This is a genomic window from Pseudomonas sp. RIT-562 (assembly GCF_026241895.1).
Taxonomy (GTDB): domain Bacteria; phylum Pseudomonadota; class Gammaproteobacteria; order Pseudomonadales; family Pseudomonadaceae; genus Aquipseudomonas; species Aquipseudomonas mandelii_F.
This window is the reverse complement of sequence record NZ_JAPJIV010000009.1, coordinates 109,610-122,439: the sequence shown is the minus strand read 5'-3', so window position 1 is coordinate 122,439 and position 12,830 is coordinate 109,610. Positions and strand designations below refer to the sequence as shown.

At 63.0% G+C, this 12,830-nt stretch carries 11 protein-coding genes; 2 read left to right on the top strand and 9 right to left on the bottom strand.

Annotation, left to right across the window (positions count from 1 at the left end; genetic code table 11):
• Positions 1–53: 53 nt before the first annotated feature.
• The gene (locus tag ORL50_RS13805) at positions 54–524 is read right to left on the bottom strand and encodes a MarR family winged helix-turn-helix transcriptional regulator (protein WP_266015673.1); all 471 of its coding nucleotides are present in this window, start codon (positions 522–524) and stop codon (positions 54–56) included.
• 289 nt (positions 525–813) lie between these two features.
• On the opposite strand from ORL50_RS13805, the gene ORL50_RS13800 reads away from it, so the two are divergent.
• Complete coding sequence (locus ORL50_RS13800; protein WP_266015672.1) at positions 814–1,767, top strand: PDR/VanB family oxidoreductase; 954 nt, start codon at positions 814–816, stop codon at positions 1,765–1,767.
• A 37-nt stretch (positions 1,768–1,804) separates the two neighbouring features.
• A complete protein-coding gene (locus tag ORL50_RS13795; RefSeq protein ID WP_266015669.1) occupies positions 1,805–2,884 on the top strand; it encodes an aromatic ring-hydroxylating oxygenase subunit alpha in 1,080 nt (359 codons plus the stop codon).
• 53 nt (positions 2,885–2,937) lie between these two features.
• Here the strand turns inward: ORL50_RS13795 and ORL50_RS13790 are convergent, their stop codons facing one another.
• The 8 genes from ORL50_RS13790 to ORL50_RS13755 are packed head-to-tail and all read right to left on the bottom strand — an operon-like array spanning position 2,938 to position 12,779.
• Positions 2,938–4,587 carry an arylsulfatase gene (locus tag ORL50_RS13790; RefSeq protein ID WP_266015667.1) on the bottom strand — a complete coding sequence of 550 codons (1,650 nt, stop codon included), beginning with the start codon at positions 4,585–4,587 and terminating at the stop codon, positions 2,938–2,940.
• Between the two features lie 37 nt (positions 4,588–4,624).
• Positions 4,625–5,407, bottom strand: coding sequence for a cyclase family protein (locus ORL50_RS13785; protein ID WP_266015665.1), 783 nt, complete (start codon positions 5,405–5,407; stop codon positions 4,625–4,627).
• A complete protein-coding gene (locus tag ORL50_RS13780) occupies positions 5,397–6,386 on the bottom strand; it encodes an NAD-dependent epimerase/dehydratase family protein (RefSeq protein ID WP_266015663.1) in 990 nt (329 codons plus the stop codon). Before ORL50_RS13780 ends, ORL50_RS13785 begins: the two co-directional genes overlap by 11 nt.
• Before the next feature lie 10 nt (positions 6,387–6,396).
• The gene (locus tag ORL50_RS13775) at positions 6,397–7,380 is read right to left on the bottom strand and encodes a fumarylacetoacetate hydrolase family protein (protein ID WP_266015661.1); all 984 of its coding nucleotides are present in this window, start codon (positions 7,378–7,380) and stop codon (positions 6,397–6,399) included.
• Positions 7,377–7,958 (bottom strand): cupin domain-containing protein, encoded by a 582-nt coding sequence (locus ORL50_RS13770; protein WP_266015659.1) that lies wholly within the window; start codon positions 7,956–7,958, stop codon positions 7,377–7,379. Before ORL50_RS13770 ends, ORL50_RS13775 begins: the two co-directional genes overlap by 4 nt.
• Before the next feature lie 13 nt (positions 7,959–7,971).
• The gene (locus tag ORL50_RS13765) at positions 7,972–9,231 is read right to left on the bottom strand and encodes an MFS transporter (protein ID WP_266015657.1); all 1,260 of its coding nucleotides are present in this window, start codon (positions 9,229–9,231) and stop codon (positions 7,972–7,974) included.
• Complete coding sequence (locus ORL50_RS13760; protein WP_266015655.1) at positions 9,221–11,683, bottom strand: efflux RND transporter permease subunit; 2,463 nt, start codon at positions 11,681–11,683, stop codon at positions 9,221–9,223. Before ORL50_RS13760 ends, ORL50_RS13765 begins: the two co-directional genes overlap by 11 nt.
• A 4-nt stretch (positions 11,684–11,687) precedes the next feature.
• Positions 11,688–12,779, bottom strand: a complete 1,092-nt coding sequence (locus ORL50_RS13755) for a WD40/YVTN/BNR-like repeat-containing protein (RefSeq protein ID WP_266015653.1) — start codon at positions 12,777–12,779, stop codon at positions 11,688–11,690.
• Between the last annotated feature and the right edge of the window lie 51 nt (positions 12,780–12,830).

Here is a 12,830-nt window from a genome sequence, read left to right as displayed (position 1 = left end):
CGGCGAGCATCCCGTTTAAGGCTTATAGAGGTTTTTTTCAACAGATTTTTGCTCTAGTGCTCGGCAGGGTCGTAACTGTTCACATTCGGCACTTGCACATGCAGGCGACCGAGCAAGTCGATGAGCGTGTCGACCTCCTCAGGCGAGAGTCCACTGAGCAACCGCGCTTCACGTTCCAGCGCCACCTTGAGCACCCGATCATGCAGCTCCTTGCCACTGGCCGTCAGGCGCACCGTATAGCGTCGGGCGTCCTTGGGGTCGAGCTGACTGCTGATGTGCCCTGCCGTCTCCAGCGTCTGCAGGGAACGACTGACCGCACTCTTGTCGAGGCCGATCGCCTGGCAGATTCGATTGGCGGTGATGTCGGTCTCCACGGCCAGCATGGAAATCATCCGCCATTCAACCACCCCGATGCCGAAATGCTTGCGATAGCACTGGGACGCGCCTGCCGCGAGTTTGTTGGCCAGGAACGTCAACAGCCCGGGAACGTAGCGGGCAAGGTTCAATTGATTATCGGTAGGCATCAAACAAACACCATGGATCGGCGACCCTAAAATTTAGTTGACACCGCAACCAATTCGGCTGAGGATTTCATCAACCGAGCGATGCGGACGATGGCCCGCATGATACGCCGTAGCACAACCTCAAAAAAATAATTATCAGGTCTTGCTCATGAACCTTTGCGCATTCCGCACCCCCGTACTGCGTTCACCTCCCTCCTCTGGCTACGCCTTTTCGCCCGGCTGATCAGCCGCTAGCGAGCCCATTCACCGACATTTTTTCAACAGCCACTTCAATGTGGAGGGATGAGTCATGCTTGAAGTCAGCGTCACCCGCAAGGTCCTGGAAGCCGAAGGCATCTGTAGTGTCGAGCTATGCGCCGTCGACGGCAGCCCACTGCCGCCGTTCCAGGCCGGTGCGCATATCGACGTCCACCTTGCCGACGGTCTTACCCGGCAGTACTCGCTGTGCAACGACTCGAGGGAACGGCATCGTTATGTGATCAGCGTGCTCAAGGACCCGGCCTCGCGCGGCGGCTCCAGCGCCATCCATGAACAAATCGAGCCAGGCCAAACCCTTGCCATTGGCGCCCCGCGCAATCATTTTCCGCTCACTCCTGCAGCGAAACGTCACCTGCTGTTCGGTGGCGGCATCGGTATCACGCCGATGCTCGCGATGGCCCACGAGCTGCACCATCAAGGCGCAGATTTCGAGTTGCATTACAGCTTTCGATCCCGGAAGCGTGCCGCCTTTATCCAACTGCTCGGGCAGGCCCCCTTCGCCAGTCGCGTGCATCTGCATGATGACAGTGGCCCCCAGGCGCAGAAACTCGATGCCGCCACCCTGCTCGCCGCGCCTGCCGCGGGCAGCCATATATATGTCTGCGGCCCGCTCGGGTTCATGAGTTTCATCCTCGACACCGCCCAGGCAGCCCGTTGGCCGGCAGACCAGGTGCACCGGGAGTTCTTCGCCGCCGCTGCAGTCGATCAAAGCGCGGACACGCCCTTCGAAGTGCAGCTAGCCAGCAGTGGGCAGGTCTTCCACATCCCGGCCGACCGTACGGTTTTTGAAGTGCTCGATGCAGCAGGGATCGACATAGAGACTTCTTGCGAGCAAGGGGTCTGCGGCACCTGCGTCACCCGCCTGCTCGACGGCATCGCCGATCACCGCGACCAGTTCCTGACGGCAGCGGAACAGGCCGCCAACGACCGCTTCACACCCTGCTGCTCCCGCGCCAAAACCCCGCGCCTGGTGCTGGACCTCTGACGCCAACCAGAACATTGACCACTGACCGGAGAACACTATGACCACCTCTACCCTGCCCCTTGCCCATGAGCTCGCCGCGCCTGTCGTACCCAGCTTTGCCCTGGACCAATGGTACGTCGCTGCACTCGGCTGGGAACTCAAAGACCAGCCCCTGGGCCGCACGCTGCTCAATCAACCGGTGGTGCTGTTTCGCACTGCCGACGGCCAGGTCGCGGCACTTGAAGACCGCTGCTGCCATCGGGCGCTGCCCCTCTCCAACGGCACCCTTGAACAGCGCGGGTTACGCTGCGGCTACCACGGCCTGCTGTTCAACGAAGGGGGTCGATGCGTCGAAATACCTGGCCAGGACAAGATCCCGAGCAAGGCCAGGGTCCCGGCTTATCACGTACGCGAACAGGACCAGATCATCTGGATCTGGTTTGGCAGCCCCGACCATCCGCAACCGCCATTCGCGCCGCCCACCTACGAGGTGCACAGCAGCGGCGACTACCTGTTCGACGGTGATGTGTATCACTACGACGCGCCCTATCAGCTCATCCACGACAACCTGATGGACCTCAGCCACCTGGGCTATGTCCATTTGCGCACGATTGGCGGCAACGCCAGCATTCACATGAACGCGCAGATGCGCGTGGAGGGGGATGATTCGATGGTCCGCGTGGTCCGCCACATGCCCGATTCCGTGCCGCCGCCGACCTATACCGCCGCTTATCCATTCAAGGGCAATGTCGATCGCTGGCAGGAGATCGAATTCCATATCAATCACCTGCGAATCTGGACCGGTGCGGTGGACACCGGCACCGACGACCTGAATGACCCCAACCGCGCCGGCTTTCACATGCGCGGCTTTCATGGGGTGACCCCGGAAACCGAAACCACCAGCCACTATTTCTGGACCATGGCCACCAACCCGAAAAGTGATCCCGAGGCGGTCAAGGCCAAAGTCCTCGAGCAGACCATCCTGACGTTCGACGAAGACAAACTGGTGATCGAAGCGCAGTACCAGAACATGTGCCGCTTCGGCACTCGCCCGATGATCGATATTCATGTCGATGTCGGCGCCAACCGAGCACGCAGAATCATCGACAAGCTTCGACACTCCAGCGCGACCGAATAGTTGACTCGCGGGCGAATGATTTCGCCCGCTTCCGGCCATGATTTACAAGAGGCTTATCGCGGTGCAAACACCACACCGACCCGCTCGGCATACTGCAACCATGCCGCCTTCAGGCGCGCTACAGTCTGCGGTTGGCTGGTCGCCAGGTCGGTGGTTTCGCCGCGATCCCTGGCCACATCGAACAACTGCCATTGCGGCGGTTGCTGGTTGTCGCCGAAACCTGCCTGGGGCCGAATACCCAACAACTTGAGGTTGCCTTCGCGGTAATAGGCATTGCCAAACAGTTCGCCCGCCAGGCTCTCGTTACCGTGAGGGCTGCCCTTGCCGACGAGCATTGGCATCAGGGATTTGCCAGTGATCGGGTGTTTGCCCGCCGCTGCCTGGTCGGGAGTCGCAATGCCTGCCAGTTGCAAGAAGGTCGGCGCCAGGTCGTCGACCCGCGCCACGCCGCGTTCGAGTCCCTGCCGAGCAAGCCCCTTGGGCAGCTGGACAATCGCCGGAACGCTGATACCGCCTTCAGCCGTGGTGCCCTTGAACAGGTGAAACGGCGCCGCGCTGACTTCCGCCCAGCGCAGCCCATAGTCGATCTGCGAACCTGCTTGCCCCAGGTTGGCATAGCTGTTGTCGGTGTGCGCGCCTGGCGGATAAAACTGCGCGTGATTCTCCGCTGCCGCGCCGTTGTCGGACATGAATACGATCAGCGTGTTGTCGTACTGGCCGCTTTGGCGCAGGTAGTCCAGCAGTCGACCGATGTTGTGGTCGAGGTTATCGACCATGGCGGCGTAGATTTCCATCTTGCGCGCCTCGACCTGCTGTTGTTCCGGGGTCAACTGGTCCCACCCCGCAAGCTTCGGATTGACCGGCAGTGGCTGTGCCGGCTGAGCTTCAACGGCCAGCACACCGAGCTTTTTCATACGTTCCAGACGCGCCAGGCGAACACTGTCGTAGCCTTGGTCAAAACGTCCGCGGTATTTGTCCAGGTACTCTTTGGGCGCCTGCAACGGCCAGTGCGGCGCGGTGTAGGCGGCGTAGGCGAAAAACGGTTTGCCGTCCTTCCGGTTGTTTTGCAGGTAACTGATCAGCTTGTCGGTGTAGAAGTCCGTGGAATAGAAATCCGCCGGCAGCTCCACCGGCTTGCCATTCTCGCGGTAGTGCACCTGTTCAAGTTTTGTGGGGTCGACGGCCGCAGGCTTGAAGTGCGCAGCCCCGCCCTCCAGCAGGGTGAAAGACTGCTCAAATCCCCGTTGGTCCGGCCCCTGGTCGGCTTCCAGGCCCAAGTGCCATTTGCCGACCATCAGCGTGCTGTAGCCCCCCGCCTTGAGCAACTCGGCCACCGAATAGGCGCGCTGGTTCAGGAACCCCTCGTAGCCCGGTTTGCCGCGCTGGAACGGTTGCAGGGCTTCGGCCATGGTCCCGAGCCCGGCCAGGTGGTTGTCAGTGCCGGACATCAACATCGAACGGGTGATCGAACAGGTGGGCGCGGCGTACATGTTGGTGAACTGCACGCCTTGATTGGCCAGCTGGTCCAGCGTTGGGGTGTGGATGTCGCCGCCATAACTGCCCAGGTCGGAATAACCCAGGTCGTCGGCCAGAATCAGCAGGATATTGGGTTGCCTGGCATCGGAACTGGCCGCCATGCTCAGGCTGCTGCCGAATGTCAGCGCGCAAAAAAGTGCCGTCAGCGGCATCCGCGAAAGACCCATAAGTGCTCTCTTATAGTGATTGTGTTGAGACTGCTGTTTACTCTTGGAAAATCGCCACCGCCCGCACGAAGCCTGCCGAGGCGTGGCGGATCTTGTAGGGAAAGCACGACACGGTGAAGCCGCTGGCCGGCAGCGCTTCCAGGTTGGCGAGCTTTTCCATTTGCCCGTAGCCGATGTCGCGCCCGGCCTTGTGCCCTTCCCAGATAATCGCCGCATCGCCGTCGGCGGCAAAACGCTCGCGAGTGTATTTGAACGGCGCGTCCCAGCTCCAGGCATCGGTGCCGACCACCCGCACGCCACGCTCAAGCAGATACAAGGTGGCTTCGCGGCCCATGCCGACGCCGGCATCCAGATAGCCCGGCTGGCCGAACAGCGCGCCGGCGCGGGTATTGACCAGCACGATGTCCAGCGGCTGCAGCACGTGTTCGATGCGCGCCAGTTCGGCTTCGACCTCAGCGGCCGTCACCACATGCCCATCCTCCATGTGCCGAAAGTCCAGCTTCACGCCCGGCTGCAGGCACCAGTCCAGGGGCAATTCGTCGATGCCGAACGCCGGCTGCCCGCCATCGGTGGTGGACGCGTAATGCCAGGGCGCGTCCATGTGGGTGCCGCTGTGGGTGGTGATCTGCAAGCGCTCGGCGGCCCAGGACTCATTGCCGGGCATCTGCTCCAATTGCAGGCCCGGGAACATCGCGGCCATCTCTGGCCAGCCTTGCTGATGGTCCATGTAGTCGATCTTCGGCAACAGCGGTGGCGGATCGGTATAAGGGTTGTTGTCGAGGGTGACTGACAGGTCGACGAGACGACGTTTAGCCTTCATGCGGGGAATCTCCGTTAAGCGGTAGGTGCCTGGGGGGCGCAGGGTTCAGGGAGTTACGGATCAGTGCCGTTGCATTACCGTCATGGTTGAAACCGGCAGCACGGGCCAGCGGGGTTTTCAGCGGTGGCAAGCGCCCGAACAACGCTTCGAGTGGCTCGTCGGCGGCGTAGGAAATCAGCTCGCGGCGTTCCTCCCCGTAGCTCGCCGCCAGGGCGTCGACCACCTGGGCAATCGACAGGTGCAATACCGGCAACTGCCACACCCGCTGGCCGCGCAATTCACCCTCGATTTCGGCTGCATGGATCAGGTTATTCACGCAGCAACGGGCCGACATCCACCAGGCTGTGGCCTCGGCGGACACCGGGCACTCATAGGCTGCGCCTTCGGCAAATGACCGCAGCAGATCGCTCATGAACGCCGAGCGTAAGCCGTTGGGCTGCCGCGGGCGCGCCACGATGCCGGGCAGACGCAGGGCGCGGCCGTCCACTTCGCCGCGCCGGCCGAGGTCGGTTATCACCTGTTCGACCATCCCTTTGTGCGTGCCATACGACAGCTGTGGGCGCAGCTCGGCGTGCTCATTCATCTTCGCCGGCAGATCAGCGCCGTACACCGCGACGCTGCTGGCGTACACCAGCACCGGCGGCATGCTTTTATTGCGCAGCTGGTTGAGCAATTCCAGGCTCGCCAGCAGGTTGACCTGATAGCCCAGCTCATATTGATGTTCCGCCGCGCCGCCCGGGATGCTCACCAGGTGGAACACCACATCGATGCCATCGGCCAATACCCGGCGGATCAAGGCGGCCTCGGTGATGCTGCCGACGTGACGACGCAGCCGCGAATCGTCCGGCAAGCCCTGCAGATCGGTGTCCAGCACCAGCAGGGAGCGGATGGTCCGGCCCCGCAGGCTGCCCCGCGCCAACAGACAGCGCACCAGCTCGCGGCCGACGAAGCCGTTGGCTCCGGTAATCAACACACGCATATGCCGCTCCTCAGCCACGGGCTTCGACGACGCGCTGGTCGATCGCACCGAACAACGACTGGCCCTCGCTCCCCAGCACGTCCATGCGCACCCGATCACCGAAGCGCATGAAGCCGGTTTGCGCGGCGCCGTGCTCGATCATCTCAATCGCCCGGCGCTCGGCAATGCACGCTGAACCGGCACTGCGCTCGGCGTTCGATACCGTGCCGGAGCCGATCAGCGTGCCCGCGCGCAGGCGCCGAGTCAGTGCGGCATGGGCGATCAGCTCGCCGAAGTTGAAGTTCATCTGCCCGCCATGGGGATGACCAAACCATTGGCCGTTCCACTCCACGTGCAACGGCAGCTGCACGCGACCATCGCGCCAGGCATCGCCCAATTCGTCCGGGGTAATGGCCAACGGCGCAAAGCTGGAAGACGGCTTGGCCTGTAGAAAACCGAAGCCGCTGCGCATTTCCCGAGGGGCCAGGGCGCGCAAGCTGACATCGTTGACCTGCAGGATCAGCTTGATGTGTTGCAGCGCCTGCCCTGCCCCGCAGCCCATCGGCACCTCGTCCACCAGCACCACGAACTCACCTTCGAAATCGATGCCCTGGTTCTCGCTTGGCAATGGAATATCGTCGCGCCCGCCAATGAAATCGTCGCCAGCGCCCTGGTACATCAGCGGCGTGCGGTCGGCGCCTTCGATGGGCTCGAGGTTGAAGGCTTTCTGCATCAGCGCGCCGTGGCTGAGGAATGCCGAGCCGTCGCACCACTGGTAGGCACGGGGCAGCGGCGCCATCGCCTGCGCAGGGTCGAAGGCCATCGCGCTGCTGCGATCGCCGAGCTCCAGCTGCCGGGCCAGCGCCTGCAAGCGTGGCTCGGCGCTGTCCCAGTGTTCAATCGCTTGCTGCAAAGTACGCGCTACGGGGCTGGCGTCCAGGGACCATTGATGGTCCCGCGAGACCACCACCAATTGCCCGTCGCGGCTGCCGTTTTTCAGGGTTGCGAGTTTCATGCACAAGCCTCCGGGCCATGGCGCAGTTCAGCGGCAAAGCGCCCGTCGAGAAGAATGAAGACCATGCGGGCCATGGCCTCGGTGCGGTTGCTCCACGCGTGATTGGTGCCGCGTTGCACCACCACATCGCCGCGCTTGAGGTGCACTTCTTCCTCGTCCAGCACCAGCCACACCTCACCCTCGGTGACGATGCCGTAGTCGAGGGTTTCGGTGCGGTGCATCAGTTTGTGCCGGGCATTGGCCTGGCCGGTGCCGGCATGGGATTCGCCGATTTCGGCAAACACGGCGGCGGCGTTTTCATCGCTGACCTGGTTCTGCACGCTGTCGGGCGGGATATCCACCACGCGGATCACGCTGCCCTGAGGGCCGGGACTGAGCTGCAGGGGTTTGATCGTGGGGTCGCCGGCGTTGTCCAGCAAGGCCGGGCTGGCGCTGCTGTTCCACAGTTCATGGAACACCGTGCCGGGCACGGCCAGCAACGGGAACACATTCGGCGTTGCTGCACTGCTGGTGACAACGGCCTGGCCGTTGGCGTTGTGGCCAGTGACCACGCGTTTGAAGGGGGGAAGCGCTTGCATGGAAAATCCTCGTTCAATGGCCATTGCCGATGGTGTTACGCACGTCCGTATTGGCGCTGGCCAATAGGCCCGCCACCCTGGGCACAGCCAGGCAAAACACGGCAATCAGGATCTGCAGCCAACCGATGATCGCCAGTGCCACGGGCAGCGCCGAGCTGGCACCTGCGGTGATACCGAGTACCGCCAGCGGACTGATGAATTCACCGGCAAAAATCGCTGCGGTAAAACAGCCGGCCGCCCGGCCACGTTGATGGAAGCCAACCTGGGCCATGATCCAGGTGATCAAGGTGGGCAACATCAATCCGATCCCCAGGCCGTTGACCAACACCGCGACCACCACCTGCGCATGACTGTCGGCGCTGGCCATCAACAAGCCGCCGCCACCCGCCAGCGCATAGGCAATCAGCAGCAGGTGCTGACTGCGCACTGCGCTGAACAAGCGAAAGCTCAGGGCGCCGACCAGCACTCCCAGTTGATTGGCGCCCATGGTCATGCCGATCTGCTGCGGAGCGTCCACGTGCAGCAGGTTGAGCAGGTAACCGGCCTGGACCGGCACGATGAACAAACTCAGGCCGGCCAACAGTGCCAGCGCGTACATCGGCGTGAGAGCGCGCCAGGGAAACTTGCTGGTGGCGTTGCTCACCTGGACCTGCTCGCTGCGGGCGCGAGGTTGCGGCTCCCAGAGTTTCCAGGCCATCAGCGGCAGAAAGATCAGCCCCACGGCATACAGGGCAAATGGCGTGCGCCAGTCGTTCTGGCCGAGAAAACCACCCAGGGCGATAAAGACTGCAGCGGACAGTGAGGTGGCGACCATCTGCAGGGCAAACAGGCGCTCGCGCCTCGCGCCGCTGTAGTAGTCGCCCATCAGCGTAGTGCAGCAGGTCATGATCCCCGCCTCGGCCAGGCCGATCCCGGCGCGGCTGGCGACGATGGCGACCAGCGAATCGAGCCACAGCGGCAGCACGCCACAGACCACGTACAACGCCATGCTCACCAACAGCAGTGGCTTGCGCCCCAGGCGGTCGGCCAGCAGGCCGGCGAACGGCGCCAGCAGCGCGATGACCAGCGCCGGCAAGGTCAGCACGATCGGCACCAGTACGGCGCTGCCCGCCACGTCGGCGAAATGCGCCTGCATGCGCGGCAATACCGGGGCCAGCAACACCGCGCCCAACACCGGCAGGCAGCTGCCCAGCAGCAGGAGCAAGGACTGCGGCAAGCCAGCCTGTCTAGCGCCGTTTTCAACCAGCTTTTCAACAGTGTTTTCAACGGCCATGGCAAGGTTCCTCAGAGCGCAAATGGTTGACGTCAGCCACTGGCTGCTTCGCCGCGCTACCGCTCACGGGCACCGCAGCACTCGCCGCGGCGCTGCGCACGGGCAGCAGGAAGTAGGCCAGCGCCGGCAACAGCACCAGGGCGCCCACCATGTTCCAGACGAACATGAAGGCCAGCAGCACGCCCATGTCGGCCTGGAATTTGATGGGCGAGAAAATCCAGGTGGCCACGCCAATGGCCAGGGTGATGCCGGTCAGCATCACCACTTTGCCGGTGGACACCAGTGCCCGGTAATAGGCTTCGGACAGGCTCGCACCCTGGCGCAGATGACCGAGCAGAATGCTCATCACATACAGCGCATAGTCGACTCCGATGCCGACCCCGAGGGCGATGACCGGCAAGGTCGCGACCTTCACGCCGATGTTCAGCCAGACCATCAGCGCCTCGCAGAGGATCGAGGTGACCATCAGAGGAATCACCGCGCATACCGTCGCGCGCCAGGAGCGGAAGGTGATCAGGCACAACACAATCACCGCGCCGTACACCCAGAACAGCATCTCGCGGTTGGCCTGCTTGACCACGATATTGGTCGCCGCCTCGATGCCGGCATTGCCGGCGGCCAACAGGAACTGCACGTCTTCGCTGTTATTGGCGGCGGCAAACGCCTCCACGTGCTCGACCAGCCGAGTCAGCGTTTCGGCCTTGTGGTCGGTGAGGTAGGCGTACAACGTCAGCAAGCTGCAATCTTCGTTGTACAGGCCACGGGGCGCGCTGGCGGTGATCATGTTGAGCATCGCCTGGTTGTTCTGCAGCTCGTACCACTTCGGACTGCCTTCACTCAGGCCTACCAGCATGCGGCGGTTGAGCAGCGCCAGCGAGTTGGTCGAATCCACCCCGGGGAGCGCGCGCAATTGCCAATCCAGCGCATCAACCTTGGCCAGGATGTCGTAGCGGGCACATTGGCCAGCGGGGGTTTTCACCATCACCGCAAACAGGTCACTGCTGGCGCCGTAATGCCGGGTGAGGAAGGCGTCGTCCTGGTTGTATTGCGAGTCGGCCCGCAGCTCTGGCGCACCGGCATCCAGGTCGCCGATCTTCAGTTGCAGGCTGACCAGGAAGCCGACCGCAGCCAGGGCCAGGCTGATGGCGATGCACAGGCTGGCCCAGCGGCGCTGGGTGAACAGATCGAGAAAACGCCAGAACGCATGCCGACGCTGGCCGGCCTGTTCGGTCTGTTCGCTCTTGAGGCTCAGTTGCGCCGCCCGAGGCGTGACGCCGACGTAGGACAGCAACACCGGCAGCAGAATCAGGTTGGTGAAGATCAACACGGCCACGCCAATACTGGCGATCACTGCCAGGTCCTGGATGACCTGGATCTTGATCAGCATCAACACGGCGAAGCCCACGGCGTCACACAGCAGCGCCGTCAGCCCGGCCAGGAACAGCCGGCGAAAAGTGAACCGCGCAGCGACCACCCGATGCATGCCGCGGCCAATGTCCTGCATGATCCCGTTCATTTTTTGCGCGCCGTGGCTCATGCCGATGGCGAACACCAGGAACGGCACCAGCACCGAATACGGGTCCAGCTGGTAGTTCAACAGCGGCAGCAAACCGAGTTGCCAGACCACCGCCACCAGCGAGCAAAACACCACCAGCAAAGTGCTGCGCAGGCAGCGGGTGTACCAGTACAGCACGGCGGTGGTGATCAGGATCGCGACGGCAAAGAACAGCAGGATCTGCTTCAGGCCGGCTATAAGGTCGCCGACTTTTTTCGCAAAACCGGTGATGTGGATGTCGATGCCAGCGCTTTGATAAGTGCTGCGCAGCGACTCCAGTTGATCGGACAAGGTCGAGTAATTGAGCGGCTGACCGTCTGCAGTGGTGGCCAGCAAGGGTACATAAATGATGCTCGAGGTCTGATCCAGCGCCACCAGTTGCCCGAGTTCATTGGAGCGCTGCACGTTGCGCCGCAGGGCTTCGAGATTGGCTTGGGTGCCGCTGTAATCGTCGGGAATCACCGGCCCGCCGTCCAGGCCATCTTCGGTGACGGCCACCCAACGAGTGGCCGGCGTCCACAGCGACTTCATGTACGCACGATCGACACCCGGCAGCAGGTAGAGCTTGTCGCTCAAGGCCTGCAGGGTTTTCAGATAGTCGGCGTCGTAGATATCGCCCTTGCGGTTGGCCACGACGATGCGCAGCGCGTTGCCCAGGCCACTGAGCTGCTTCTGGTGCTCAAGGTAGTTGGCGATGTACGGCTGCTGCGTTGGGATCATCTTCTCGAAGCTGGCGTTCAACTCGATACGCGTCGCCTGATAACCGAGGAACAGCGTGGTGATCACGCACACCAGCAGCACCCACAACCGGTGGTTGAACAAGGTGCGCTCCACCACCGAGCCGGAGCGTGGATCGAAATTCGCCAGGCTGGCCGTGGCGTTGTCGAAAGACTTCATATCCTCACTCCGAAGCATTAGCAGTTGGCGGCGCGACGCGGGTCAAACCGGTGAAACCTGCCAGCACCAGGCTGCCGTCAGCGGCCTGGATCACACTGGCGACGGGTTTGCCCAGGGGTTTGCCATAGGGCTCCAGCGCACCCGGCCGGGCACCAGTGCGAAACAGCGCGCCGCCCTGATTGACCAGCAGCAACTGACCGTCATCGGTGCGAATGGCATCGCTGAAGGACACCGGCATCGGCACCGGCGCAGGCTGGAAGCTGTCACCGAAGTCGGTCGAGATAAACGCGTTACCCTTCAAGCCGGCCGCCAGCAAGGTGCCGTCGTCGCGGATCTGCAGGGCAAAAAAACTTCCCGGGTAAGGGCTCTCCAGGGCGGCAAATGTTTTTGCGTCATCGTCCGAGCGCGCCAGGTAACCCTGCTCGCCGGCGATAAACCATCGTTCACCCTGGCGTGCGATGGCGTAGAGGTGTGCGCCCATCGGGTTGTCGATGTGCCCGACCAGGGACTGCCAGCTGCGCCCGCCGTCACGAGTGGCGAAGGCCAGGCCATACGCGCCGACGATCAGGGCGTGCTGCTGGTCGACGACATTGAGGGCGAGGAATGGTTTGTCCGGGCCGTCACTGACCAGGCGTTCGGCCGTTTGCACTCGTGCGGCGGCGGCATCCTGGTCGATTGCAGCGGGCAGCTCGTCGCGCGCCGCCTGCAGTTCAAGCTGGGCAGCGCGCCGGCCATCCAGCTGCACCGCCCAGTGCTCGCCACCGTCATGGGACACCAGCACCACGCCGGCATGCCCGACCGCCCAGCCGTTGTTGGCATCGGCGAACTGCACCGCCGTGAGGCTGACCGATACCGGCACCTCGGCCTGACGCCAGCTGCCGCCGTTGTCGTCGGAGAGCAGCACGATGCCCCGCTCGCCCACCGCCACCAGACGCTGGCCCGCGCGCGCCAGGTCGAGCAAAACCGCGTGCTGGGCCTGGGGCGATCGCATCGCCGCAGTGCTCAATGTATCGCCGACCGTGGCGGCCTGCGCCTGGCTCAAAGGCCACACCCACGGCAGTGCCAGAAGGCATATCAACCTACCGATTGTATTCATCAGCAACCTCGAAAACCCTGTGACACCGGATCACCCAAAGACTGGGTGATC